This is a genomic window from Streptomyces sp. NPDC059874, assembly GCF_042731135.1.
In the GTDB taxonomy this organism is placed as follows: domain Bacteria; phylum Actinomycetota; class Actinomycetes; order Streptomycetales; family Streptomycetaceae; genus Streptomyces.
This window is the reverse complement of sequence record NZ_JBHWJY010000026.1, coordinates 77,971-100,971: the sequence shown is the minus strand read 5'-3', so window position 1 is coordinate 100,971 and position 23,001 is coordinate 77,971. Positions and strand designations below refer to the sequence as shown.

General features: G+C 71.6%; 23 protein-coding genes. 17 read left to right on the top strand and 6 right to left on the bottom strand.

Going from position 1 to position 23,001, the window contains the following annotated elements; genetic code table 11:
* Positions 1 to 55 precede the first annotated feature (55 nt).
* Positions 56 to 556 carry a DUF3515 family protein gene (locus tag ACFV9H_RS17675; protein WP_385398781.1) on the bottom strand — a complete coding sequence of 167 codons (501 nt, stop codon included), beginning with the start codon at positions 554 to 556 and terminating at the stop codon, positions 56 to 58.
* Between the two features lie 23 nt (positions 557 to 579).
* Complete coding sequence (locus ACFV9H_RS17670; RefSeq protein ID WP_030028650.1) at positions 580 to 813, bottom strand: Lrp/AsnC family transcriptional regulator; 234 nt, start codon at positions 811 to 813, stop codon at positions 580 to 582.
* 245 nt (positions 814 to 1,058) lie between these two features.
* Between ACFV9H_RS17670 and ACFV9H_RS17665 the strand changes: the two genes are divergently transcribed.
* Both ACFV9H_RS17665 and thiD read left to right on the top strand, forming a co-directional pair.
* On the top strand, positions 1,059 to 2,042 hold the full coding sequence (locus tag ACFV9H_RS17665) for a thiamine-phosphate kinase (protein ID WP_385398779.1): 984 nt from the start codon (positions 1,059 to 1,061) through the stop codon (positions 2,040 to 2,042).
* The gene (gene thiD / locus ACFV9H_RS17660) at positions 2,039 to 2,839 is read left to right on the top strand and encodes a bifunctional hydroxymethylpyrimidine kinase/phosphomethylpyrimidine kinase (protein ID WP_385398777.1); all 801 of its coding nucleotides are present in this window, start codon (positions 2,039 to 2,041) and stop codon (positions 2,837 to 2,839) included. Before ACFV9H_RS17665 ends, thiD begins: the two co-directional genes overlap by 4 nt.
* An 88-nt stretch (positions 2,840 to 2,927) precedes the next feature.
* Here the strand turns inward: thiD and rpmB are convergent, their stop codons facing one another.
* The gene (rpmB, locus tag ACFV9H_RS17655) at positions 2,928 to 3,113 is read right to left on the bottom strand and encodes a 50S ribosomal protein L28 (protein WP_007266795.1); all 186 of its coding nucleotides are present in this window, start codon (positions 3,111 to 3,113) and stop codon (positions 2,928 to 2,930) included.
* Between the two features lie 240 nt (positions 3,114 to 3,353).
* Between rpmB and ACFV9H_RS17650 the strand changes: the two genes are divergently transcribed.
* From ACFV9H_RS17650 to mutM, 10 genes are all read left to right on the top strand, one after another.
* Positions 3,354 to 5,000 carry a DAK2 domain-containing protein gene (locus ACFV9H_RS17650; protein WP_385398775.1) on the top strand — a complete coding sequence of 549 codons (1,647 nt, stop codon included), beginning with the start codon at positions 3,354 to 3,356 and terminating at the stop codon, positions 4,998 to 5,000.
* 146 nt (positions 5,001 to 5,146) lie between these two features.
* Positions 5,147 to 5,632, top strand: a complete 486-nt coding sequence (locus ACFV9H_RS17645; protein ID WP_385398773.1) for a hypothetical protein — start codon at positions 5,147 to 5,149, stop codon at positions 5,630 to 5,632.
* 59 nt (positions 5,633 to 5,691) lie between these two features.
* Positions 5,692 to 7,899 (top strand): ATP-dependent DNA helicase RecG, encoded by a 2,208-nt coding sequence (gene recG, locus ACFV9H_RS17640; protein ID WP_385398770.1) that lies wholly within the window; start codon positions 5,692 to 5,694, stop codon positions 7,897 to 7,899.
* A 45-nt stretch (positions 7,900 to 7,944) separates the two neighbouring features.
* On the top strand, positions 7,945 to 8,523 hold the full coding sequence (gene rsmD, locus ACFV9H_RS17635; protein ID WP_385398768.1) for a 16S rRNA (guanine(966)-N(2))-methyltransferase RsmD: 579 nt from the start codon (positions 7,945 to 7,947) through the stop codon (positions 8,521 to 8,523).
* A 14-nt stretch (positions 8,524 to 8,537) separates the two neighbouring features.
* Positions 8,538 to 9,017: a pantetheine-phosphate adenylyltransferase gene (gene coaD, locus ACFV9H_RS17630; RefSeq protein WP_384594215.1), complete on the top strand. Its 480-nt coding sequence runs from the start codon at positions 8,538 to 8,540 to the stop codon at positions 9,015 to 9,017.
* A gap of 115 nt (positions 9,018 to 9,132) precedes the next feature.
* Positions 9,133 to 10,152: a cell division initiation protein gene (locus tag ACFV9H_RS17625; RefSeq protein WP_385398765.1), complete on the top strand. Its 1,020-nt coding sequence runs from the start codon at positions 9,133 to 9,135 to the stop codon at positions 10,150 to 10,152.
* Between the two features lie 69 nt (positions 10,153 to 10,221).
* The gene (locus tag ACFV9H_RS17620) at positions 10,222 to 10,932 is read left to right on the top strand and encodes a YceD family protein (RefSeq protein WP_385398764.1); all 711 of its coding nucleotides are present in this window, start codon (positions 10,222 to 10,224) and stop codon (positions 10,930 to 10,932) included.
* 2 nt (positions 10,933 to 10,934) lie between these two features.
* Positions 10,935 to 11,108, top strand: coding sequence for a 50S ribosomal protein L32 (rpmF, locus tag ACFV9H_RS17615; protein WP_003965982.1), 174 nt, complete (start codon positions 10,935 to 10,937; stop codon positions 11,106 to 11,108).
* Positions 11,109 to 11,127: 19 nt separating this feature from the next.
* A complete protein-coding gene (gene rnc / locus ACFV9H_RS17610) occupies positions 11,128 to 11,985 on the top strand; it encodes a ribonuclease III (RefSeq protein WP_385398761.1) in 858 nt (285 codons plus the stop codon).
* A 125-nt stretch (positions 11,986 to 12,110) separates the two neighbouring features.
* The gene (gene mutM / locus ACFV9H_RS17605; protein ID WP_385398759.1) at positions 12,111 to 12,971 is read left to right on the top strand and encodes a bifunctional DNA-formamidopyrimidine glycosylase/DNA-(apurinic or apyrimidinic site) lyase; all 861 of its coding nucleotides are present in this window, start codon (positions 12,111 to 12,113) and stop codon (positions 12,969 to 12,971) included.
* On the opposite strand, the gene ACFV9H_RS17600 is transcribed toward mutM, so the two are convergent.
* Positions 12,944 to 13,351, bottom strand: a complete 408-nt coding sequence (locus ACFV9H_RS17600; protein WP_385398757.1) for a winged helix-turn-helix transcriptional regulator — start codon at positions 13,349 to 13,351, stop codon at positions 12,944 to 12,946. The genes mutM and ACFV9H_RS17600 overlap by 28 nt on opposite strands.
* A gap of 128 nt (positions 13,352 to 13,479) precedes the next feature.
* Here ACFV9H_RS17600 and ACFV9H_RS17595 point away from each other — a divergent pair, with 128 nt between their 5' ends.
* Complete coding sequence (locus ACFV9H_RS17595) at positions 13,480 to 14,085, top strand: flavodoxin family protein (RefSeq protein WP_385398754.1); 606 nt, start codon at positions 13,480 to 13,482, stop codon at positions 14,083 to 14,085.
* Positions 14,086 to 14,099: 14 nt separating this feature from the next.
* On the opposite strand, the gene ACFV9H_RS17590 is transcribed toward ACFV9H_RS17595, so the two are convergent.
* Positions 14,100 to 14,996, bottom strand: a complete 897-nt coding sequence (locus ACFV9H_RS17590) for a CAP domain-containing protein (protein ID WP_385398751.1) — start codon at positions 14,994 to 14,996, stop codon at positions 14,100 to 14,102.
* Positions 14,997 to 15,133: 137 nt separating this feature from the next.
* Here ACFV9H_RS17590 and ACFV9H_RS17585 point away from each other — a divergent pair, with 137 nt between their 5' ends.
* From ACFV9H_RS17585 to ACFV9H_RS17570, 4 genes are all read left to right on the top strand, one after another.
* On the top strand, positions 15,134 to 15,415 hold the full coding sequence (locus ACFV9H_RS17585; protein WP_385398749.1) for an acylphosphatase: 282 nt from the start codon (positions 15,134 to 15,136) through the stop codon (positions 15,413 to 15,415).
* A gap of 367 nt (positions 15,416 to 15,782) precedes the next feature.
* Positions 15,783 to 16,001, top strand: a complete 219-nt coding sequence (locus ACFV9H_RS17580; RefSeq protein WP_030708500.1) for a hypothetical protein — start codon at positions 15,783 to 15,785, stop codon at positions 15,999 to 16,001.
* Positions 16,002 to 16,198: 197 nt separating this feature from the next.
* Positions 16,199 to 20,065: an AAA family ATPase gene (locus ACFV9H_RS17575; protein ID WP_385398746.1), complete on the top strand. Its 3,867-nt coding sequence runs from the start codon at positions 16,199 to 16,201 to the stop codon at positions 20,063 to 20,065.
* Positions 20,066 to 20,249: 184 nt separating this feature from the next.
* Positions 20,250 to 21,680: a sugar porter family MFS transporter gene (locus tag ACFV9H_RS17570; RefSeq protein WP_385398744.1), complete on the top strand. Its 1,431-nt coding sequence runs from the start codon at positions 20,250 to 20,252 to the stop codon at positions 21,678 to 21,680.
* Between the two features lie 42 nt (positions 21,681 to 21,722).
* Here ACFV9H_RS17570 and ACFV9H_RS17565 read toward each other — a convergent pair whose 3' ends face one another.
* Entirely contained in the window at positions 21,723 to 22,709 is a 987-nt protein-coding gene (locus tag ACFV9H_RS17565) for an LLM class flavin-dependent oxidoreductase (RefSeq protein WP_385398741.1), read from the bottom strand.
* Between the last annotated feature and the right edge of the window lie 292 nt (positions 22,710 to 23,001).

Genomic DNA, 23,001 nt, shown 5'->3' with positions numbered 1-23,001 from the left:
GGCCCGCCCTTTCGGGGCGGGCCGGCGGGCGGTCGGGGTGAGGGGCGGTGCGGTATCAATACGTGGAGATGCCCTCGGGCACCGTTCCGGCCACGGCCGTGGACAGCCCGACCAGCATTCCCGCGTCCGTGGCATGCTCCTTGTCGACCACGACCTCCGTGTACGCCAGCCGCATCCCGGTGGTGAACCGGAAACCCCCGTCGTCGAGCTTCTCCAACAGCCAGGCGACCCCGTTCACGTGGACGCCCTCCTGCTTCGGATCGGCCATCGCGGGGGGCTTGGGGATACCGCACCGCAGTACGATCGCCGAGCCGCCCCACGCGGCGGTCAGAGCGGACTCCGGTTCGGTCCTGGTCCGCGCCAGACCGGCCACCGTCTCCGGGAGCTCCCCGTGCAGCGCTGCACAGAGCTCCGCGACTTTGGCCGGAGGCGCGGGCGGCGGGTCCACCCGGGCCTCGGAATCACCCGAGGAGCACGCCGAGAGGGCCACGAGGGCCATCGCGGCGGGCACGGCGGACATGGCACGGACACGGACGGACCGGCGGTGGAGGGACATCACCGGTCAACAGTAGACGGGGGCTACAGATGGACCACCGGGCAGGTCAAGGTGCGGGTGATCCCCTCCACCTGCTGGACCTTGGCGACGACCATGCGGCCGAGCTCGTCCACGGTGTCGGCCTGGGCGCGCACGATCACGTCGTACGGACCCGTCACGTCCTCGGCCTGGATCACCCCCGGGATCTGGCCGATGGACTCGGCGACGAACGACGCCTTGCCCACCTCGGTCTGGATAAGGATGTACGCCTGTACCACGGAACCTCCAGGGCGGCCACGAGGATCATTTCCCCTAACCTTCGGGTGGGCCCCACACGATCACAAGGGCCGGGGGAAGAAGGGACGCCACGGTACCGCGTCGCCGAGCGCCACGGGGAGACCCTCGGGCCCGGCGCCGCGCGCAGCGGGGCGTACGAAGAGCAGAAGTTGACGTATCTGTTGACGGTACCCAGAGCTGTGACGGCTCGCGACCGCAAGCGGACTGGGCAAGAAGGGGCACAGCGATGAAGGGCACTGTGGGCGAGCTGGGGGAGTTCGGGCTCATTCGGGAGCTCACCTCACGGCTCACCACCACCCCGGCGGTACGGCTCGGACCGGGCGATGACGCCGCGGTGGTGTCGGCCCCCGACCGGAGGGTCGTGGCGAGCACCGACATCCTGTTGGAAGGCAGGCACTTCCGGCGCGACTGGTCCACGGCCTACGACGTCGGCCGCAAGGCCGCCGCGCAGAACCTGGCCGACATCGCCGCCATGGGGGCGGTGCCGACCGCGCTGCTCCTCGGCCTCGTCGTCCCGGCGGAGCTGCCGGTCACCTGGCCCACCGAGCTGATGGACGGGATCCGCGACGAGTGCCAGGTCGCCGGCGCGGCCGTGGTCGGCGGGGACGTGGTCCGCGGCGACACCATCACCGTCGCCATCACCGCCCTGGGCGACCTGCGCAACCACGAGCCGGTGCTGCGCTCCGGCGCCCAGCCCGGCGACGTCGTCGCCGTCACCGGCTGGCTCGGCTGGTCCGCCGCGGGCTTCGCCGTGCTCTCGCGCGGCTTCCGCTCCCCGCGGGCCTTCGTGGAGGCGCACCGGCGCCCCGAACCGCCGTACCACGCGGGCCCCGCGGCCGCCGGACTCGGCGCCACCGCCATGACGGACGTCAGCGACGGCCTGATCGCCGACCTCGGGCACATCGCCGAGGCGAGCAAGGTACGCATCGACCTGCACACCTCGGCCGTCGACATCCCGACCCAGATGCACGACATCGGTCAGGCCGTCGGCGTCGACCCGCTGCAGTGGGTGCTCACCGGGGGAGAGGACCACGCGATCGTGGCCACGTTCCCGCCCGACGTGAAGCTGCCCGCCCGCTGGAAGGTCATCGGGGAGGTGCTCAACCGCTCCGCGCTGCCCCAGGTGACCGTGGACGGCGCCCCGTGGACCAGCACCGGCGGCTGGGACCACTTCGGGGGCGACCCGGCCGTCCAGGACGGCTCCGCGTGAGCGTCGCACCGCCGCTGTGCCTGACCGTCGCCGGATCCGACTCCGGCGGCGGCGCGGGCATCCAGGCCGACCTCAAGACCATGCTGGCGCTCGGCGTCCACGGCATGAGTGTCGTGACGGCCGTGACGGCCCAGAACTCGTTCGGGGTGCAGGGTGCCTGGGAGCTGCCCGCCGAGGCCGTCAGGAGCCAGTTCAGGGCCGTCGTGGACGACATCGGCGTCCAGGCCGTGAAGACCGGGATGCTCTCCTCCACCGTACTCGTGGAGACCGTGGCCGAACTGCTGGCCACCACCGGAGCCCCGGCCGTCGTGGACCCCGTGGGCGTCTCCAAGCACGGGGACGCGCTGCTCGCCGCGGGCGCGCTGGACGCCGTACGCCGGGAACTGCTGCCGAGGGCCACCGTGGCCACGCCCAACCTGGACGAGGTGGCGCAGCTCACCGGCGTGCTCGTGGAGCGCGAGGACGACATGCGGCGGGCCGCCGACGCGATCCTCGGCCACGGCCCCCGGTGGGCGCTCATCAAGGGCGGGCACCTGGCGGCCCACGGCGACGAGGCCGCGGACCTGCTCACCGACGGAACCGAGCAACACTGGCTGCGCGCCCCCCGGCACGCCAACCGGCACACCCACGGCACCGGCTGCACCCTCGCCAGCGCCATCGCTGCCGGCCTCGCCAAGGGCCTGACCGTGCCAGAAGCCGTCACGGAGGCCAAGCGCTACGTGACGGGCGCCATCGCGGCCGGCTTCCCGCTCGGCGGGGGCATCGGCCCGGTGGACCACGGCTGGCAGTGGCGCTGACGGTTTCAGAGCAAGACAAAAGGCCGGTTCACCAGAGGTGAACCGGCCTTTTGTGGCAACCGGAAGGGCTGCGCTACGACGGGAGGCGTCAGCGCGAGACCTTGCCGGCCTTGATGCACGAGGTGCAGGCGTTGAGGCGCTTCGGCGTCCCATTGACCACGGCACGGACGCGCTGGATGTTCGGGTTCCAGCGACGCGAGGTGCGGCGGTGCGAGTGGGAGATGTTGTTGCCGAAGCTCGGCCCCTTGGCGCAAACGTCGCAGTTGGCAGCCACAGGTCACTCCAAAACTTCAGATGCAATTACAGTGAAATCCGGCGCACCGGATCAGAGGTCTGAAGTGGTTTGCCGGAAGAATGGCCCGACTCTCATCGGGCAACCGGAGCAGCATACAACGACTGCTCCCGTCCAAGAAAACTACCACGGCTGCCGCCGCCCCCGCCCCGCGGTCCCGCCGTCCCGGCAGTCCTTCGTTACCCTGCGGTGAACCATGGCCCGCACAAGGAGGAACGCCCGGTGCCGCACGAGTCGCAGCCGCAGCCCACTGACGAGCTCGACGCCGAAGCGGTGCGCACCTGGAGCTCGCTGGCCCTGACCGCACTGGGCCGGGCCCGCGAGGACATCGACGCGATCAACGTCTACCCGGTCGCCGACGCCGACACCGGCACCAACCTCTACCTCACCGCCGAATCCGCCGACCGCGCCCTCGCGCAGGTGACGGAGGACACAGGGCCGACCTCGCTGGGCCAGGCCGTACGGGCCTACGCGCACGGCGCGCTCATAGGCGCCCGGGGCAACTCCGGGACGATCCTGGCGCAGCTGCTGCGCGGCGTGGCCGACGTACTGGGCGACGAGCCCGAGGCCCCCCGCGAGGACGACCCCGGCCGGCTGCTGGCGCAGGCGCTGACCAGGGCCGCGGAGGAGGCGTACCAGGCCGTCGCGCACCCGGTGGAAGGCACCATGCTCACCGTCGCCGCCGCGGCGGCCCGGGCAGCCGAGGCCGCCGGGTCCGCCGCCGGGTCCGTCGCCGACGTGGCCGGGGCCGCCTACGAGGGCGCCCGCGCCGCGCTCGCCGAGACCCCGGGGCAGCTGGCCGAGCTGGGCCGGGCCGGGGTGGTCGACGCGGGCGGCTGCGGGCTGGTCGCCGTACTCGGAGCCCTGTGGCAGGCGCTGTCCGGGCAGGCGCCGGCCCCCGAGGCGGTGCGTGGTCGGGCCGTGGCCGTACCGCAGCCGTCCGAGCCCTGCGCGCATGAGGCCGGGCCCGCGTACGAGGTGGTCTACCTGCTGGAGGCGTCGGACGCGGCCGTCGGGGAGCTGCGGGCACGGCTCGACGGGCTCGGAGACTCGCTGGTCGTGGTCGGCGGCGAGGGGCTGTGGAACGTCCACGTCCACGTCGACGACCCCGGCGCGGCCGTGGAGGCCGGTGTCGTCGCCGGCCGCCCCTACCGGATACGGATCACGCACTTCGGCGACGAACGGCGCCGGGCGCGGGGCGAGCGCGCCCAGCGGGCCGTGGTCGCCGTGGTCCCCGGGGAAGGTTTGGCCGGGCTGTGCGAGGAGGCCGGCGCAACCAGCGTGCTCGCCCGCGCCGGGGAGGTTCCGGACATCGCCGAACTCGTCGACGCCGTACGACGCGCGCACGCCCGCGAGGTGGTCCTGCTGCCGGGGAGCGCCGAGTTGCGGGCGGCGGCGACCGCGGCCGCCGAACAGGCCAGGGCCGAGGGCGTGCGGGTCGCGGTGATCCCCACCCGCTCCGCTGTCCAGAGCCTGGCCGCGCTCGCCGTGCACGACGCGGACGGCAGCTTCGACGAGGACGTGGTCGCCATGACCGCGGCCGCCGGCGCCACCCGCTACGGAGAACTTGCCGTCGCCGAACGGCAGTCCTTCACCTCGGCCGGCATCTGCCAGGCCGGCGACGTGCTCGGCCTGATCGACGGGGACGTCGCCGTCATCGGCTCGGGCCTGCCCGAGACCGCCGAGGCCGTCCTGGACCGGATGCTCGGCTCCGGCGGCGAACTCGTCACCCTGGTCCTGGGCCCGGAGGTGCCGGACGCCCTCGCCGAGCGCCTGGAGGCGTACGTACAGCACGGGCACCTGGCCGTCGACACCATCACCTACCGGGGCGGCCGCTACTCGGCGCCGCTGCTCATCGGGGTGGAATAGCGCGAACCTTCCCGCCGGCCGCAGGTTTAGGGCGCAAGATTTCCGGTTCGGAGCCCGGAATCGAACCTTCCTTCGTTACCTTGCACCGGGCCGCGAACGGTCCGGCTCACGGATCGCCGCCCGCGCGGCGGCGGGGAGGACACATCATGCAGATCACTTCCGGGCGCACGCGCCACCGGCTGTTATCGGCGGCGGGCGCTCTCGCGCTGTCGGCCGCGACCCTGCTCTGCGGCAGCGGTGCGGCCGGCGCCGCCGAGACCGCCGAGACGAGCTCCACGAGCGTGCAGTCCGCCACGCTGGGCTGGACCTGCATCGGCCCGTCGTACAACCGCAAACTGGCCTTCACGGTCGCCTCCACCGGCGTGCCGGCCGGCAGCACCTGGACCTTCAGCGTCTCCCGAACCTCGTATCAGGGCCTTCAGGTCTTCTCCGATTCCGGCTACGTGCCCAGCGCGTCGGGCACCGCGCAGTCCGTGAACCTGTCCGCCCCGAGCGGCATCCCGGCGGGGGTCACGGTGACCCTGCAACCCGTCTACTACCTCCTCCCCACCTCGGGCTACAACACGCTGACCCTGTCCGGCCACGGCGGCTCGGTCAGCGTGGCGGTCAGCGCCTCGAACCGCCCCTGCTGACGACCGTCGATCCGCGACCGGGGCGCGCGCGGAACGCCTGCGCCCCGGTTGTCGGCGCCATGGTGTGCAATGAACACGTGCCCGCGCTCGACGAAGACCTCAAGAAGACGCTCGGCCCCGCCACCGCCAAGGTGCTGGCCGAGCAGCTCGGCCTGCACACGGCCCTGGACCTGCTCCACCACTACCCCCGCCGGTACGCCGAGCGCGGGGAGCTGACCTCGCTCGCCGAGCTCGCCGACCAGATCGACGAGCACGTCACCGTCGTCGCGCAGGTCGCCGACGCCCGGCTGCTGACCTACCAGGGCAGCCGCGGCGGCGGGAAGCGCCTCGAAGTCACCATCACCGACGGCAGCGGGCGCCTCCAGCTGGTCTTCTTCGGCGCCGGCGTCCACAAACCGCACAAGGAACTCCTGCCCGGCAGCCGCGCGATGTTCGCGGGCAAGGTCTCGATGTTCAACCGCAAGCTCCAGCTGGCCCACCCCGCCTACGAGCCGCTCGGCGCGGACGCCTCCGACCGGGACGCGGCGACCGCCTTCGCCAATCAGCTCATCCCGATCTACCCGGCCTGCGCGAAGTTGGAGTCCTGGAAGATCGCCAAGTGCGTGGACGCGGTGCTGCCCAGGGCGCATGAGGTCGTGGACCCGCTGCCCGACGCCCTGCGCGAAGGGCGTGGTCTGGTCCCGCTCACCGAGGCCCTGCTGAAGATCCACCGGCCGACGACCAAGGCCGACATCGAGGATGCCCGCGGGCGCCTGAAGTGGGACGAGGCCTTCGTCCTCCAGGTCGCCCTGGCCCGCCGCCGGCACGCCGACTCGCAGCTCCCGGCCGTCCCCCGCCGCCCCGCTCCCGGCGGCCTGCTCGACGCCTTCGACGCCAAGCTCCCCTTCACCCTCACCGAGGGCCAGCAAACGGTCTCCAAGGAGATCTTCGACGACCTGGCCACCGAACACCCCATGCACCGCCTCCTCCAGGGCGAGGTCGGAAGCGGGAAGACCATGGTGGCCCTGCGGGCCATGCTCGCCGTCGTGGACTGCGGGGGGCAGGCCGCGATGCTCGCGCCCACCGAGGTGCTCGCCCAGCAGCACCACCGCTCCATCACCGAGATGATGGGCGAGCTGGCCGAGGGGGGCATGCTCGGCGGCTCCGACCAGGGCACCAAGGTCGTGCTGCTCACCGGGTCGATGGGGATGCCCGCGCGCCGGCAGGCCCTGCTCGACCTGGTCACCGGGGAAGCCGGGATCGTGATCGGCACGCACGCGCTGATCGAGGACAAGGTGCAGTTCCACGACCTCGGCCTGGTCGTCGTCGACGAACAGCACCGCTTCGGCGTGGAGCAGCGCGACGCGCTGCGGTCCAAGGGCAAGCAACCCCCGCACCTGCTGGTGATGACCGCGACCCCGATCCCGCGCACCGTCGCGATGACCGTCTTCGGTGATTTGGAGACCTCCGTCCTCGACCAGCTGCCCGCCGGGCGCTCCCCGATCGCCACCCACGTGGTGCCCGCCAAGGACAAGCCGCACTTCCTCGCCAGGGCCTGGGAGCGGGTCCGCGAGGAGGTGGAGAACGGCCACCAGGCGTACGTGGTCTGCCCCCGGATCGGCGACGAGGAGGAGCCGAAGAAGAAGGGCTCCGCGGAGGACGACGCCGAGAAGCGGCCGCCGCTCGCCGTCCTGGACATCGCCGAGCAGCTCACGCGCGGACCGCTCGCCGGGCTGTCGGTGGAGGTGCTGCACGGCCGGATGGACCCCGCCGACAAGGACGACGTCATGCGGCGGTTCGCCGCCGGCGAGGTCAAGGTGCTGGTCGCCACCACCGTGATCGAGGTGGGGGTCAACGTCCCGAACTCCACCGTCATGGTGATCATGGACGCGGACCGCTTCGGCGTCTCCCAACTCCACCAGCTGCGCGGCCGCGTCGGCCGGGGCTCCGCACCGGGCCTGTGCCTGCTGGTCAGCGAGATGCACGAGGCGAGCCCCGCCAGGGCCCGGCTGGCCGCCGTCGCCGCCACCCTGGACGGCTTCGAACTCTCCCGGATCGACCTGGAGCAGCGCCGCGAGGGCGACGTGCTGGGTCAGGCCCAGTCCGGGGTGCGCTCCTCGCTGAGGGTGCTGTCCGTCATCGAGGACGAGGAGGTCATCGCCCAGGCCCGGGAGGAGGCCGGTCGCGTGGTCGCCGCCGACCCGGAGCTGGAGCGGCTGCCGGGCCTGCGAACCGCCCTGGACGCCTTGCTGGACACCGAGCGGGAGCAGTATCTGGAGAAGGGCTGACAATGGGGGGTGCCCGTAGTCCCCGAAGATTGAAGGTCCCCCCAGATGACCCGCGTGATCGCCGGCAGCGCCGGCGGGCGACGGCTGGCCGTGCCCCCGGGCACCGGCACCCGGCCGACCTCGGACCGGATGCGCGAAGGGCTCTTCTCCACCTGGGAGTCGCTGCACGGCGTCGAGGGCGCCCGGGTGCTCGACCTGTACGGCGGCTCCGGCGCCGTGGGCCTGGAGGCCCTCTCGCGCGGCGCGGCCCACACCCTGCTGGTCGAGGCCGACGCCAAGGCCGCCAAGGCGATCCGGGACAACATCAGGACGCTGGGCCTGCCCGGCGCCGAATTCCGGGCGGGCAAGGCCGAGCAGATCGTGGCGGGAGCCGCGCTCGGGGATCCGTACGACATCGTCTTCCTGGACCCGCCGTACGCCGTGGACCACGCCGAACTGCGGGAGATCCTCCTCACACTCCGGTCCAATGGCTGGCTCACGGACGACGCGCTCGTCACCGTGGAGCGCAGCACGAGGAGCGGCGCCTTCCCGTGGCCCGAGGGCTTCGAGCCGCTCCGGTCGCGGAAGTACGGCGAGGGCACCCTTTGGTACGGTCGCGCCGCCTTCACCAGCGAAGACTCATGAACGAGGGAGTTCAGTTGCGCCGCGCCGTCTGTCCCGGGTCCTTCGACCCCATCACCAACGGACACCTCGACATCATCGGACGCGCCTCCAGGCTCTACGACGTCGTGCACGTCGCCGTGATGATCAACCAGTCGAAGAAGGGCCTGTTCACCGTCGAGGAGCGGATCGAGCTGATCCGCGAGGCGGTGGCGGACTACGGGAACGTCGAGGTCGAGTCCTTCCACGGGCTGCTCGTCGACTTCTGCAAGCAGCGGGACATCCCGGCCATCGTCAAGGGCCTGAGGGCCGTCAGCGACTTCGACTACGAGCTCCAGATGGCCCAGATGAACATGGGCCTGTCCGGCGTCGAGACGCTGTTCGTGCCGACCAACCCCACCTACAGCTTCCTGTCCTCCTCGCTGGTCAAGGAGGTCGCGGCCTGGGGCGGCGACGTCGCCCACCTGCTGCCCGCTCACGTGCACGCCGCGCTCATGGAACGGCTGCGCGAGCGCTGATCCGCAGGCCATCCGCCTGACGGTGCGTCAGGCGGTGTCGGACGCCCGCCCGGTGGCCTTACAGTCGTGGCGTCCGTCTCAGGAACCGCCCGAGGCCGAGAGAGTGCGAGCCCCCATGGACGTGCAGAAGAAGCTCGACGAGATCGTCGCGGCCGTCGGCGGCGCCCGGTCCATGCCCATGTCGGCCTCCTGCGTGATCAACCGCGCCGAGCTGCTGGCCCAGCTCGAAGAGGTACGCCAGGCGCTCCCCGGCTCGCTCGCCCAGGCGCAGGAGCTCATCGGCGGCCGGGAGCAGATGGTCGAGGAGGCCCGCCGGGAGGCGGAGCGGATCATCGAGTCCGCCCACAACCAGCGCGGCTCCCTGATCTCCGACACCGAGATCGCGCGGCGCTCCCAGGCCGAGGCGGACCGGATCCTGGACGAGGCCCGCCGGGAGGCCGAGGAGATTCGGGCCGAGGCCGACGACTACGTCGACAGCAAGCTCGCGAACTTCGAAGTCGTGCTGACCAAGACCATCGGCTCGGTGGACCGGGGCCGGGAGAAGCTGCTGGGCCGGGGTCCCGGGCTCGACGAGCACGGCTACGCGGACGCCGAGGCGCCCGAGCGCAGCCACGACCCGCAGACGCAGCGGCAGCAGGCGGACGCGTACGTGGACACCAAGCTGGCCACCTTCGAGGCGGTGCTCTCCAAGACCCTGGAGGCCGTGGGCAAGGGCCGGCAGAAGCTGCTGGGCCGGGTGCCCACGGACGACCTCGGCGCGCACATGGCCGCCCAGGAGGCCGCGGGCGGCCAGTCCTCCCGCTCGGCGAGCGACGCGGACTTCCTGGCGGGCCTGGCCGAGCCGGAGCAGCCGCAGGCGCCGCACCAGCCGCACGTGCCGATCCCGGCGCAGGCGGAGCCGGTGTACGACACGTACGGCTACCAGCCGCAGCAGCAGGATTCCTACGGCTACCAGGACCAGTACGGCTACCAGCAGCAGCCGGACCCGTACGGCGCCTACCAGCAGCAGCCCGACCCCTATGCCGCGTACCAACAGCAGCCGGAGCCCCGGCAGGCCGCGCTCGACGAGACCAGCTTCTTCGACACGAGCATGATCAATCTGGACCAGCTGCGCCAGTACGAGCAGGGCCGCTAGGGCCGGATTGGGCTCAGGGCGAAGCGCCGGGTATCCTGGCTCTTCGGTCGCGCGTATGCACCGCGATCCATGCTGCCCTTAAGTGGCGGAAATCTTGATCTTCAACGATCTGTGAAAGCAGGAACGGCCCTGAACACCCGCCTCGACCACCGCAACCCCCTCGTGTTCGACACGCACGAGCTGGGTCGGCGTCCTGGTGCCATGCAGCGGCTGTCCCGTGAGATCGCGACACCGGCGGACTTCGGTCTCGTCGGCGTCATCGGAGTGCCGGAAGGCGCCCCGATGAAGCTCAACATCCGCCTCGAGTCGGTCATGGAAGGGGTGCTTGTCACAGGCACCGCCCGTGCATCGGCCGTAGGGGAGTGCGTAAGGTGTCTGGAGTCCGTGGAGCGCGAGCTCAAGGCGGACTTCCAGGAGATGTTCTCGTACCCTGACGCCGACGACCGGGGCCGCTCAAAGGCGGAGCCGGCCGACGACGCCGAGGACGACGAGGACACGCTCTACCTTGAGGACGGCTTGTTCGACCTCGAACCCGTGCTGCGGGATGTGGTGGTGCTCGCACTGCCCATGCAGCCGGTGTGCCGGGAGGACTGTCTCGGACTGTGCCCCGATTGCGGGCTCAGCCTGAACGACGACCCGGACCACCACCATGACGCCGTCGACATCCGTTGGGCGGCATTGCAAGGACTCGTCGTGACCGATCAGGACGACGAGAAGGACAACATGAGCGGCACTGCCTCTGACGGAGTTCAGGGCGCCGCCGAGAAGCAGGAGAAGTAGCCGTGGCTGTTCCGAAGCGGAAGATGTCGCGCAGCAACACGCGCCACCGCCGGTCGCAGTGGAAGGCTGCGGTCCCCACCCTGGTTTCGTGCGAGCGTTGCCAGGAGCCGAAGCTCCAGCACATTGCGTGCCCGAGCTGCGGCACCTACAACAAGCGCCAGGTCCTCGAGGTCTGAGCGGCTGGTGAGAGGCGCAATGTCTGAGCTGTCCAACGCTGAGAAGCAGGCAGACAGTAACAACGCGGCCTCGTCCCACACGCTTCTGGAAGGGCGGCTCGGGTATCGACTCGAGTCCGCCCTTCTGGTGCGTGCGCTGACCCACCGTTCGTACGCGTACGAGAACGGCGGTCTGCCCACCAACGAACGCCTGGAGTTCCTCGGGGACTCCGTGCTGGGCCTGGTGGTCACCGACACGCTGTACACGACCCACCCCGACCTCCCCGAAGGCCAGCTGGCCAAGCTTCGGGCCGCGGTGGTCAACTCGCGCGCACTTGCGGAGGTCGGGCGCGGCCTCGAACTCGGCTCCTTCATCCGGCTCGGCCGGGGCGAAGAGGGCACGGGCGGCCGGGACAAGGCCTCCATCCTCGCCGACACCCTTGAAGCGGTGATCGGCGCGGTCTACCTCGACCAGGGCCTCGACGCGGCCTCGGAGCTGGTCCACCGGCTCTTCGACCCGCTCATCGAGAAGTCCTCGAACCTCGGTGCCGGCCTGGACTGGAAGACCAGTCTCCAGGAACTCACGGCCGCCGAAGGTCTTGGCGTACCGGAATACCTGGTCACCGAGACCGGTCCGGACCACGAGAAGACCTTCACCGCTGCCGCCCGCGTCGGTGGTGTCTCGTACGGCACCGGCACCGGCCGCAGCAAGAAGGAAGCGGAACAGCAGGCGGCGGAATCCGCGTGGCGCGGGATCCGTGCCGCGGCGGACGAGCGGATCGCGGCCGAGGCCGCTGCCGCCTCGGCCGCAGCCGCCGCTCCGGCCGAAGCCCCGGCTCCGGCCGAGGCGGAGGACGGCGGGACGCCGAAGCCCGCCGACCCGGCGCCCAGCGCCTGACCCTTCCTTCGGGATCGACGCCCGCCCCTGCCTGGCAGGGGCGGGCGGTCCCGTTTCCGGGGGGTCGGGAGGGGGCCGGTAGGCTCGGCGGTGCCAGAAGTCCGCACCCTTCGCGAGGAGACGCCGTGCCCGAGCTGCCCGAGGTCGAAGTCGTCCGGCGGGGGCTGGAGCGCTGGGTGGCCGGGCGGACCGTGGAGGCCGTCGAGGTCCTGCACCCGAGGGCCGTACGACGCCACCCGGGCGGTGGGGCCGACTTCGCGGCGCGGCTGCGCGGGGAGACCATCGGGGTGCCGCGGCGGCGCGGCAAGTACCTGTGGCTCCCCCTGGAGACCGGCCAGCAGTCGGTGCTCGGGCACCTCGGGATGAGCGGGCAGCTGCTCGTACAGCCGCAGGACGCCCCCGACGAGAAGCACCTGCGCATCCGGGTGCGGTTCGACGACGACCGCGGGACGGAGCTGCGCTTCGTCGACCAGCGCACCTTCGGCGGGCTCTCTCTGCACGAGAACACACCCGACGGGCTGCCGGACGTGATCGCGCACATCGCGCGGGACCCCCTGGACCCGCTGTTCGACGAGGGCGCCTACCACCTCGCGCTGCGTGCCAAGCGGACCACCGTCAAGCGGGCGCTGCTGGACCAGTCCCTGATCAGCGGGGTCGGCAACATCTACGCCGACGAGGCGCTCTGGCGCTCGAAGCTGCACTACGAGCGCCCCACCGGCAACCTCACCCGCCCCCGGAGCGCGGAACTCCTCGGCCACGTCCGGGACGTCATGAACGCCGCCCTCGCGGTCGGCGGCACCAGTTTCGACAGCCTCTACGTCAACGTGAACGGCGAGTCGGGGTACTTCGACCGCTCGCTCGACGCCTACGGGCGCGAGGACGAGCCCTGCCGCCGCTGCGGCACGCCGATGCGGCGCCGGCCGTGGATGAACCGGTCGAGCTACTTCTGCCCGCGCTGTCAGCGGCCGCCGCGCGTCTCGTCGTAGGACTGCCGGGCGGACAGCACCTGCGGCATCTTCCCCTCCAGCAAGTGGATGAGGGAGAGCAGCCGGTCCGCGACCTCGACGCCGAGCGGGGTCAGTTCGTAGTCGACGCGGGGCGGGTTCGTCGGCTGTGCCTCGCGGTGGACGACGCCGTCGCGCTCCAGCGCGTGCAGGGTCTGGGAGAGCATCTTCTCGCTCACGCCCTCGACCCGTCGGCGCAGCTCGTTGAAGCGGCAGGGGCCCTCGCGCAGGGCGCCCAGGATCAGGCTGCCCCAGCGCCCGGTGACGTGCTCCAGGGTCTCGCGGGACGGGCAGGCGCGCGCGAATACATCGAACGGTGGTTCGGATTCGGCGGCTTCTGTATAGACGGCGGGTGTGTCCATGAGGAATAGCGTACTCCAGCGCAGCGCTAACTGTTGGGTTGCGCTTTCCAAAAGTTAGTGCTTTTCTGGTTCTCGTCGCACCACACCTCGTGGGGCGGTGAGAAACGTTTCCCGAGGGAGAGATCACCTTGTCCGCTGTCACGAACGCCCCCGTCGTCTCGATCGCCTACCACTCGGGTTACGGCCACACCGCGGTCGTGGCCGAGGCCGTGCGCAGCGGCGCAGCCGAGGCCGGGGCCACCGTCCACCTGATCAAGGTCGACGAGATCGACGATGCCCAGTGGGAGCTGCTCGACGGGTCCGACGCGATCGTCTTCGGCTCGCCGACCTACATGGGCACCGCCTCCGGCGCCTTCCACGTCTTCGCCGAGGCCACTTCGAAGCGTTGGTTCGGCGACGCCTGGCAGGACAAGGTCGCCGCCGGGTTCACCAACTCCGCGTCCAAGAGCGGCGACAAGCTGCACACCCTGCAGTTCTTCCAGATCCTCGCGGCGCAGCACGGCATGAGCTGGGTCAACCTGGGCCTGAAGCCCGGCTGGAACTCCAGCACCGCCTCCGAGAACGACCTCAACCGTCTCGGCGTCTTCGCCGGCGCCGCCGCGCAGAGCAACTCCGACGAGGGTGCGGACGCCGTGCACAAGGCCGACATCGCGACCGCCGAGCACCTCGGCCGCCGCGTCGCCGAGCACGCCCGAGTCGTGGTGGCGGGTCGCGCGGCCCTCGCCGCGCTCTAAAAGGCGCCCTGGGTCTAGAAGCCGAAGTCCTGGGTCCACCAGGGGCCGCCGGCGGCCAGGTGCGCGCCGACGCCCAGGGTGCGGAACTCGCAGTTCAGAATGTTCGCCTTGTGGCCCGGGCTGTTCATCCAGGCCTTCATCACGGCCTCGGCGTCGCCCTGACCGCGGGCTATGTTCTCGCCGCCGAGGCCCGATATGCCGGCCTTGGTCGCGCGGTCCCAGGGGCTGTTGCCGTCGGGGTCGGTGTGGCTGAAGAAGTCGCGGGTGGCCATGTCCTTGCTGAACGCCCCCGCGAGTGCCGCCAGTGGCGGGTTCGCCCGCACCGGACCACATCCCGCCTGGGCGCGCTCCTGGTTCACCAGGGCCACCACGGCCGCCTCCTCGGCGGAGTGTCCGTCATCGACGGTCGGGGTGGTCGGCACCGACGTGGCCGGCGCCGGGGCGGTGCTCTTCTGCGGGGCCGCCTTCGTCGCGGGGGCCGCCTTGGTGGCGGGGGCGGCCGGCTTGGCGGAGGGCGAGGTGCTCGGCGAAGCGCTCGGTGAGTTGCTCGGCGAGGCGCTCGGCGAAGGGGACGTGGAGGGGCTCGCCGAGGGGGAGGGCGAAGGGCTGCCGGCGGGGGTGGGGGTCTGGGTCTGGCTACGGCCGGACAGGTTGGCGAGGCCGCCGAGCGGCTGCGTCACGCCGTCGGGGCTCGCCGAGGCCTTCGCCTTGACCTTGGCCTGCGCCTTGCCGGCGTCGCCCGAGGCGTTGACGCCCACATAGGGGAAGGAGCCGCCGACCGGGACCATGCCGGTGGTGACCGCCGCCGTTCCGAGGGCCACGGCCACCGAGACACCCAGCAGGCCGGTGCGCAGGGCGGTGCGTCGCGCGCCGCCGGGGCGCGGTGCGGCGGGGAGTCGGTGGCGTCCCATGGGCCTCGGGCCTTCCCTGTAAGATCAAGATCGTCCTTTGCTCACCCGAACGGGTGAGTTCATTGGTGCGCGACTGTACGCCATGGGGCGAGGGGGGCGATGTGCCCCAAAACTGTTTGCCCGGTTAGCGTTCACGCATGAATGAAGATGTCCGTCTGACCGCCTGGGTGCGCGGCCGTGTACAGGGAGTGGGCTTCCGCTGGTTCACCAGGGAGAACGCTCTGGGGATCGGCGGAGTCGTCGGCTTCGCGCTCAACCTCGACGACGGGCGAGTGCAGGTGGTGGCCGAGGGTCAACGTGAGAATTGCCACCGGCTGCTCGACTGGCTGCGCTCCGCCGACACGCCCGGCGCGGTGGACGGAGTGACAGAGATCTGGGGCACACCGCGCGGTGGCTACGACGGCTTCGCGATCCGTTGACCGATCGACTGATCATGTACTGATCACCGCCGTGAAGCGACCGCATACGGTCGGAACTGCGCGTTCCTCGCCGAGACGTTGCCGACGCGAGCGATCCGTGGAAGGCTCGGAGTCGAGGATGATCTCCACGCCCCTTGCGGGAGCCGGGCCGCCCGCCGATACGGGGCGTGATCGTGTTGACCGTCAAACTTTTTGGTGAGACGCTGGAAGCCCCGCGCACCTGAGCTGTTTGGCAGTGTTGGCAGTAGGCAGTGTTAGCCAAAGAACGAGTGCAGTGACTGTCAGTCGCTGTCGGACATCCGCGGGTGCGATTCCCTCACGACCCACACCGCTTCGGTCGGTCACTCAGTGTGGAGGACCATCCATCATGGCAAAGGCGCTTCTCGGTTACGTCGGCGGTTCCGATCCGCGACTCCTCGCCGAGATGCGACGGCTTCAGCAGCGCGTCCAGGACCTCGAGTCCGAGCTCGTACGGATTCAGTCCGAAAATGACGCGCTGAACGCGGCCGCCGCCCAGCACGACGGAGATTCGCTGCTGGACCGCATCGACATCGACGTACCCCAGGCGGAGCCTGCGCTCACCTGATCCGCGCTACTCGTCGCTCGACTCCAGCCCCGCATGATCTGCAAGGGACGCTCCGGCGTCCCTTCTTTCTTTGACACGCCTTCGAGGCAGCGCGCCGCGAGGCGTCGGGCCGGGTCGGGGCTGGGAACTCCTTTACCGTCAGTTGTGCCCTGCACCTTCATGGGCGAAACCGACCGCGAAAGGTAGAGTCCGGCGGCGTGCACCTCAAGTCCCTGACCCTGCGTGGCTTCAAATCCTTTGCTTCCGCCACGACCCTGCGCTTCGAACCCGGCATCACGTGCGTCGTGGGTCCGAACGGCTCGGGCAAGTCCAATGTGGTGGACGCGCTGTCCTGGGTCATGGGCGAACAAGGGGCCAAGTCCCTGCGCGGCGGGAAGATGGAAGACGTCATCTTCGCCGGGACCACCGGCCGGCCGCCGCTCGGGCGTGCCGAGGTGTCGCTCACCATCGACAACTCCGACGGCGCGCTGCCCATCGACTACGCCGAAGTCACCATCACCCGGATCATGTTCCGCGGCGGCAGCAGCGAGTACCAGATCAACGGTGACACCTGCCGCCTCCTCGACATCCAGGAACTGCTCTCCGACTCCGGCATCGGCCGCGAGATGCACGTCATCGTCGGACAGGGCCAGCTCGACTCCGTCCTGCACGCCGACCCCATGGGCCGACGCGCCTTCATCGAGGAGGCGGCCGGAGTCCTCAAGCACCGCAAACGCAAAGAGAAGGCGCTGCGGAAGCTGGACGCGATGCAGGCCAATCTCGCACGCGTACAGGACCTCGGCGACGAGCTGCGACGGCAGCTCAAGCCCCTGGGACGGCAGGCGGCCGTGGCCCGGCGGGCGGCCGTGATCCAGGCCGACCTGCGCGACGCGCGGCTGCGGCTGCTCGCCGACGACCTGGTCACGCTGCGCCGGGCACTCGACGAGGAGCTCGCGGACGAGGCGGCACTGAAGGAGCGCAAGGAGGCCGCCGAGGCGCAGCTCGGGGACGCGCTGCGGCGCGAGGCCGAACTGGAGGCGGCGGTCCGGGAGCTGGCCCCGCGGCTCCAGCGGGCCCAGCAGACCTGGTATGAGCTGTCGCAGCTGGCCGAGCGGGTACGCGGGACCGCCTCCCTGGCCGACGCGCGAGTCAAGAGCGCGACGGCTCCGGCCGAGGAGGAGCGGCGTGGCCGCGACCCGGAGGACATGCGGCGGGAGGCAGCGCGGATCCGCGAACAGGAGGCGGAACTGACGGCGGCTCTGGAAGCGGCCTCGCGGGCGCTGGAGGACACCGCCGAGCACCGGGGTGAGCTGGAGCGGGCACTGGCCGAGGAGGAGCGGCGGCTGCGGGACGCGGCCCGGGCCATCGCCGACCGGCGGGAGGGCCTGGCCCGGCTGACCGGCCGGCTCGGCGCCGCCCGCTCCCGGGCGGGGGCTGCGCAGGCCGAGATCGACCGGCTGGTCGCGGCGCGCGACGAGGCCGAACGCCGGGCCGCCGCCGCGCAGGCGGAGTACGAGGCCTTGGAGGAGGAGGTCGGCGCACGCGACGAGCCCTCGCTGGACGCCGACCACGAGGCGGCCCGGGCGGAGCTGGCGGCCGCGGAGGCGGGGCTGTCCGCCGCGCGGGACGCCCTGTCCGAGGCGGAACGCCTCCGCGCGGCCGTGTCGGCGCGGCGCGACGCGCTCGCGCTGGGGCTGCGCCGCAAGGACGGTACGGGGGCGCTGCTCGCGGCGCGCGAACGGCTGGCCGGGCTGCTCGGCCCGGTCGCGGAGCGGCTCTCGGTGACCCCGGGGCACGAGGCCGCCGTCGCCGCCGCGCTGGGCTCGGCGGCGGACGCGCTGGCCGTGGCCTCCCCGGGGGCGGCGGCCGAGGCCATCCGACACCTGCGGGACGCGGACGCGGGCCGCGCGACGCTCCTGATCACCCCGCCGTGTGCCCTCCCGGGCGGGGACGGCGCTCCCTCGGCTGCGGCCGCCCCGACCCTGCCGGGCCAGGCCCAGGCCCCCACCTTCCCAGGCCAGGGCCATGCTTCCGAGCTTGCCCCGGAGGACCCTGCCCTTCGGGGCCAGGCCCCGGCTGATCCGTCGGCTGTGCCGCTGCCGGGCCAGGGATCGGGGCCCGACCGGGCTCTGCCCGGACCCGTGCCTCGAACGCCGGCGGGGCTGGAATTGCCCTACGGGCAATTCGGCGCCGCCGGGCCCAATCCGACCTCGCATGGCGACAATCCGGCCTCGCCGGCGTTCGAGGAGCGGGGTCTGGGGCGGAGCCCCAGCGGCGAAGCCGAAGCTGTACCTGCGGGCGCGCTGATCGGCGGGGACGCCGAGGTGCGGCGGGCCGTTGGGTGGGTGCTGCGGGACCACTTCGTGGTCGCGACGCTCGACGAGGCCGAGGCGCTCGTCGCGGCGCGCCCCGACGCGGTGGCCGTGACCCTCGACGGGGACGTGCTCGGCGCGCACCTCGCACACGGCGGCTCCGCCGGCGCGCCCACCCTGATCGAGGTGCAGGCCGCCGTCGACGAGGCGGCGGGGGAGTTGGCCGGACTGGACGAGCGCTGCCAGGAGCTCGCCGCGGCCCGGGAGGCCGCCCAGGCGCGCCGCCAGGACGCGGCCGCCCTGGTCGAGGAGCTCGCCCAGCGGCGACGGGCCGCCGAACAGGCCCGGGCCGGCGTCGCGCAGCAGCTCGGCCGGCTCGCCGGGCAGGCGAAGGGGGCCGTCGGAGAAGCGGAGCGCGCCACCACCGCGGCCGCCAAGGCCCAGGACGCGCTGGAACAGGCGCTGGCCGAGGTGGAGGAGTGCGCCGAGCGGCTGGCCACGGCCGAGGAGATCCCCGTGGAGGAGGAGCCGGACACGTCCCGACGGGACCGGCTGGCCGCCGACGGGGCCAACGCCCGGCAGACCGAGATGGAGGCCCGGCTGCAGCTCAGGACCCATGAGGAGCGGGTCAAGGGGCTGGCCGGACGGGCCGATTCGCTCGACCGGGCGGCCCGGGCCGAGGACGAGGCCCGGGCCCGTGCCGAGCGGCGCCGCGCCCGCCTCGCGTACGAGGCACGCGTGGCCCGGGCCGTCGCCGACGGCTCCCGGCAGCTGCTCGCGCATGTCGAGGTGTCGCTGCGCCGGGCCGAGGAGGAGCGCACCGCGGCCGAGCACGCCAAGGGCCTGCGGGAGCGGGAGCTGGCCGACGCCAGGAACCACGGCCGCGATCTCAAGGGCGAGCTCGACAAGCTCACCGACTCGGTGCACCGCGGCGAGGTGCTCGGCGCCGAGAAGCGGCTGCGCATCGAGGCGCTGGAAGCCAGGGCCCTGGAGGAGTTCGGCATCGAGACCGCCGGGCTCGTCGCCGAGTACGGGCCGGAGCAGCCCGTGCCCCCGTCCCCACCCGCCGACGGCGAGGAGCTGCCGGAGGATCCGGAGCACCCCCGCAACCGGCCCGGCCCCTTCGTCCGCGCCCGGCAGGAGAAGCGGCTCAAGGCCGCCGAGCGCGCATACCAGCAGCTCGGCAAGGTCAACCCGCTCGCGCTGGAGGAGTTCGCCGCGCTGGAGGAGCGCCACCAGTTCCTCAGCACCCAGCTGGAGGATCTGCGCAAGACCCGGGCCGATCTCCTTCAAGTGGTGAAGGAGGTCGACGCACGGGTCGAGCAGGTCTTCACCGAGGCGTACCACGACACGGCCCGCGAGTTCGAGGGGGTGTTCTCGCGGCTGTTCCCCGGCGGCGAGGGCCGGCTGATCCTCACCGATCCCGACAACATGCTGGCCACCGGCGTGGACGTCGAGGCCCGCCCGCCGGGCAAGAAGGTCAAGCGGCTGTCGCTGCTCTCGGGCGGGGAGCGCTCACTGACGGCCGTGGCCCTGCTGGTCTCCATCTTCAAGGCGCGGCCCAGCCCGTTCTACGTGATGGACGAGGTCGAGGCCGCGCTCGACGACACCAACCTGCAGCGACTGATCCGGATCATGGAGGAGCTCCAGGAGAGCTCGCAGCTGATCGTGATCACCCATCAGAAGCGGACGATGGAGGTCGCCGACGCGCTCTACGGCGTCTCGATGCAGGGCGACGGGGTCTCCAAGGTCATCAGCCAGCGGCTCCGTTGAGAGCCATTCCATTCAAGAAATGAAGTTACTGACCCAAGGGCCGCCGTCTACTCCACCCAAACCCGGGTATTGACTTCAGTAAATGAACACATAAGCTCGCTCCGCTGTCTCCCGCCTTCGGGTGGTGCCCGATCTTGAACTGTGCGCCACTGGTAGGACGGACAAAACCCCCACGGAGCACACCTTGACCAGCACAGCGCAGGCATCGGCGTCGGGCGGATCGGCCGCGCCGCACCCCGACCACCTCGGCCACGTCATCTTCATCACCGCCGCCGCGGCGATGGGCGGCTTCCTCTTCGGCTACGACAGCTCGGTCATCAACGGCGCCGTCGTCGCCATCCGCGACCGCTTCGACGTCGGCTCCGAGGCGCTCGCCCAGGTGATCGCCGCCGCGCTGATCGGCTGCGCGATCGGCGCCGCCACCGCCGGCCGCATCGCCGACCGGATCGGCCGCATCCGCTGCATGCAGATCGCCGCCGTCCTCTTCACGGCGAGCGCCGTCGGATCGGCCCTCCCGTTCGCCCTCTGGGACCTCGCCATGTGGCGCGTGATCGGCGGCTTCGGCATCGGCATGGCCTCCGTCATCGGCCCGGCCTACATCGCCGAGGTGTCCCCGCCCGCCTACCGCGGCCGGCTCGCCTCCTTCCAGCAGGCCGCCATCGTCATCGGCATCGCCATCTCGCAGCTCGTCAACTGGGGCATCCTCAACCTCGCCGACGGAGACCAGCGCGGCAAGATCGGCGGCCTGGAAGCCTGGCAGTGGATGCTCGGGGTGATGGTCGTCCCGGCCGTGCTCTACGGGCTGATGTCCTTCGTCATCCCCGAGTCCCCGCGGTTCCTCATCTCCGTCGGCCGCAACGCCGAGGCCAGGAAGGTCCTCGCCGAGGTCGAGGGCAGCGGGGCCGACATCGACGGACGCGTCGCCGAGATCGAGCACGCCATGCGCTCCGAGCACAAGTCCACCTTCAAGGACCTGCTCGGCGGTCGCCTCGGCTTCCTGCCCATCGTCTGGATCGGCATCGGCCTGTCCGTCTTCCAGCAGCTCGTCGGCATCAACGTGATCTTCTACTACAGCTCCTCGCTGTGGCAGTCCGTCGGCATCGACCCGAGCGCGTCGTTCCTGTACTCCTTCGAGACCTCCGTGGTGAACATCGTCGGCACGGTGATCGCGATGACCCTCGTGGACCGCATCGGCCGCAAGCCCCTGGCCCTCATCGGCTCGGTCGGCATGGCGATCTCCCTGGGCCTGGCCGCCTGGGCGTTCTCCTACAAGTCCGGGGCCGGAGACGACATCGCCCTGCCGCACGCGCAGGGCATCGTGGCCCTGGTCGCCGCCAACTGCTTCGTCCTCTTCTTCGCCCTGTCCTGGGGCGTGGTGGTCTGGGTGCTCCTCGGCGAGATGTTCCCGGGCCGCATCCGGGCGGCGGCCCTCGGCGTCGCCGCCGCCGCCCAGTGGATCGCGAACTGGGTCATCACCGTCTCGTTCCCGAGCCTCTCGGACTGGAACCTGTCCGGCGCGTACGTCATCTACACGGTCTTCGCCGTGCTCTCGATCCCCTTCATCCTCAAATGGGTGCCGGAGACCAAGGGCAAGGCGCTGGAGGAGATGGGGTAACCACTCCCCGCCAACGCCCCGTCTCCTCGATACTGCCCCGGCTCAGTCCTTGAGCCGGGGCAGTACCTGTTCGCACAGCAGGTGCAGGCTGCGCCAGCCCTCGTCGATCGGCATCCCGCCGCACAGCGGGTGCAGGACCAGGTTCCCGGCCTCGCCGGCGCCCCGGGCGTACGAGACGGCCTCGTCCGGGGTGAGGATCCGGTACACGCCCTCCGCGCGCAGCTCCGACACCGAGCGCGCGTTCGACCGTACGGCGCTGCGGATGTCCTTGTTCTGCCAGGAGGCGTACATGCCCGCCTCGTGCAGGAAGCGCTCGCCGTGCTCGGCCCAGACCTGGTCGGGATCCTCCGCGATGTGCAGCAGCGGGGTCTCGGCCGCGGGCATCATGCAGAAGCCCTCCGTGCCGTACTCGGTCAGCTTCGCGTTGTAGTACGCCTCCAGCTCCGGCAGGTGCGCGCTGGGGAAGAACGGCAGCCCCAGCCGGGCCGCGCGCCGGGCCGCCGCCTCCGAGCTGCCGCCGACCAGGAGCATCGGATGCGGCTGGGTGAAGGGCCGCGGGGTGACCCGTACCGTACGGCCCCGGAACTCGAAGGGCTCGCCGGTCCACGCCTTCAGCAGGGTCTCCAGCAGCTCGTCCTGGAGCTTCCCGCGCCGGCCCCACTCCACGCCGTGCTGCTCGTACTCCTCGGGCCGGTAGCCGATGCCCGCGACGGTGACCAGGCGGCCACCGCTCAGCAGGTCGAGGACGGCGATGTCCTCGGCCACCTTCAACGGGTCGTACAGCGGGCCGATGATCGCCGAGACGGTGACGGCGATCCGGCGGGTGGCGCCGAACACCGCGCCCGCGAAGGCGAAGGGGGAGGGCAGCCAGTTGTTGCCGGTGCCGTGGTGCTCCTCGGTCTGGATGGTGTCGATCCCGAGGTCGTCCGCGTACCGGGCCATCTCCAGGGCCGCCTTGTAGCGGGCGGAGAGGGACTCGGGGGTGCCGTTCGGGTCGACGAGATTGAACCGGGCCACGGTGATGGGCATGGAGAAGTCCCCCTTCGCCGGATGTGGGTGGGCGGGCGAAGGGGGACGTTAGCTGACGTGGCGTCAGTTGGACAGGGATCCGGCGAGCTCCCGCTCCTCGGCGGGCGCCTGCGCGGCCGGGGCGGGCGTGCGGCAGTACGGCGTACAGCGCGCCCGAGACCAGGATGCCGACGGCCGGCCGAGGCCGTTCCCGGTTCAGCCGGCCAGCGGCCCGCTGAACCGGTCCACCGCGGTGAGCAGCAGCCCCACGACCAGCGCGAGGCGCTGCTCGGCGTGGTGTCCAGCAGCGCGG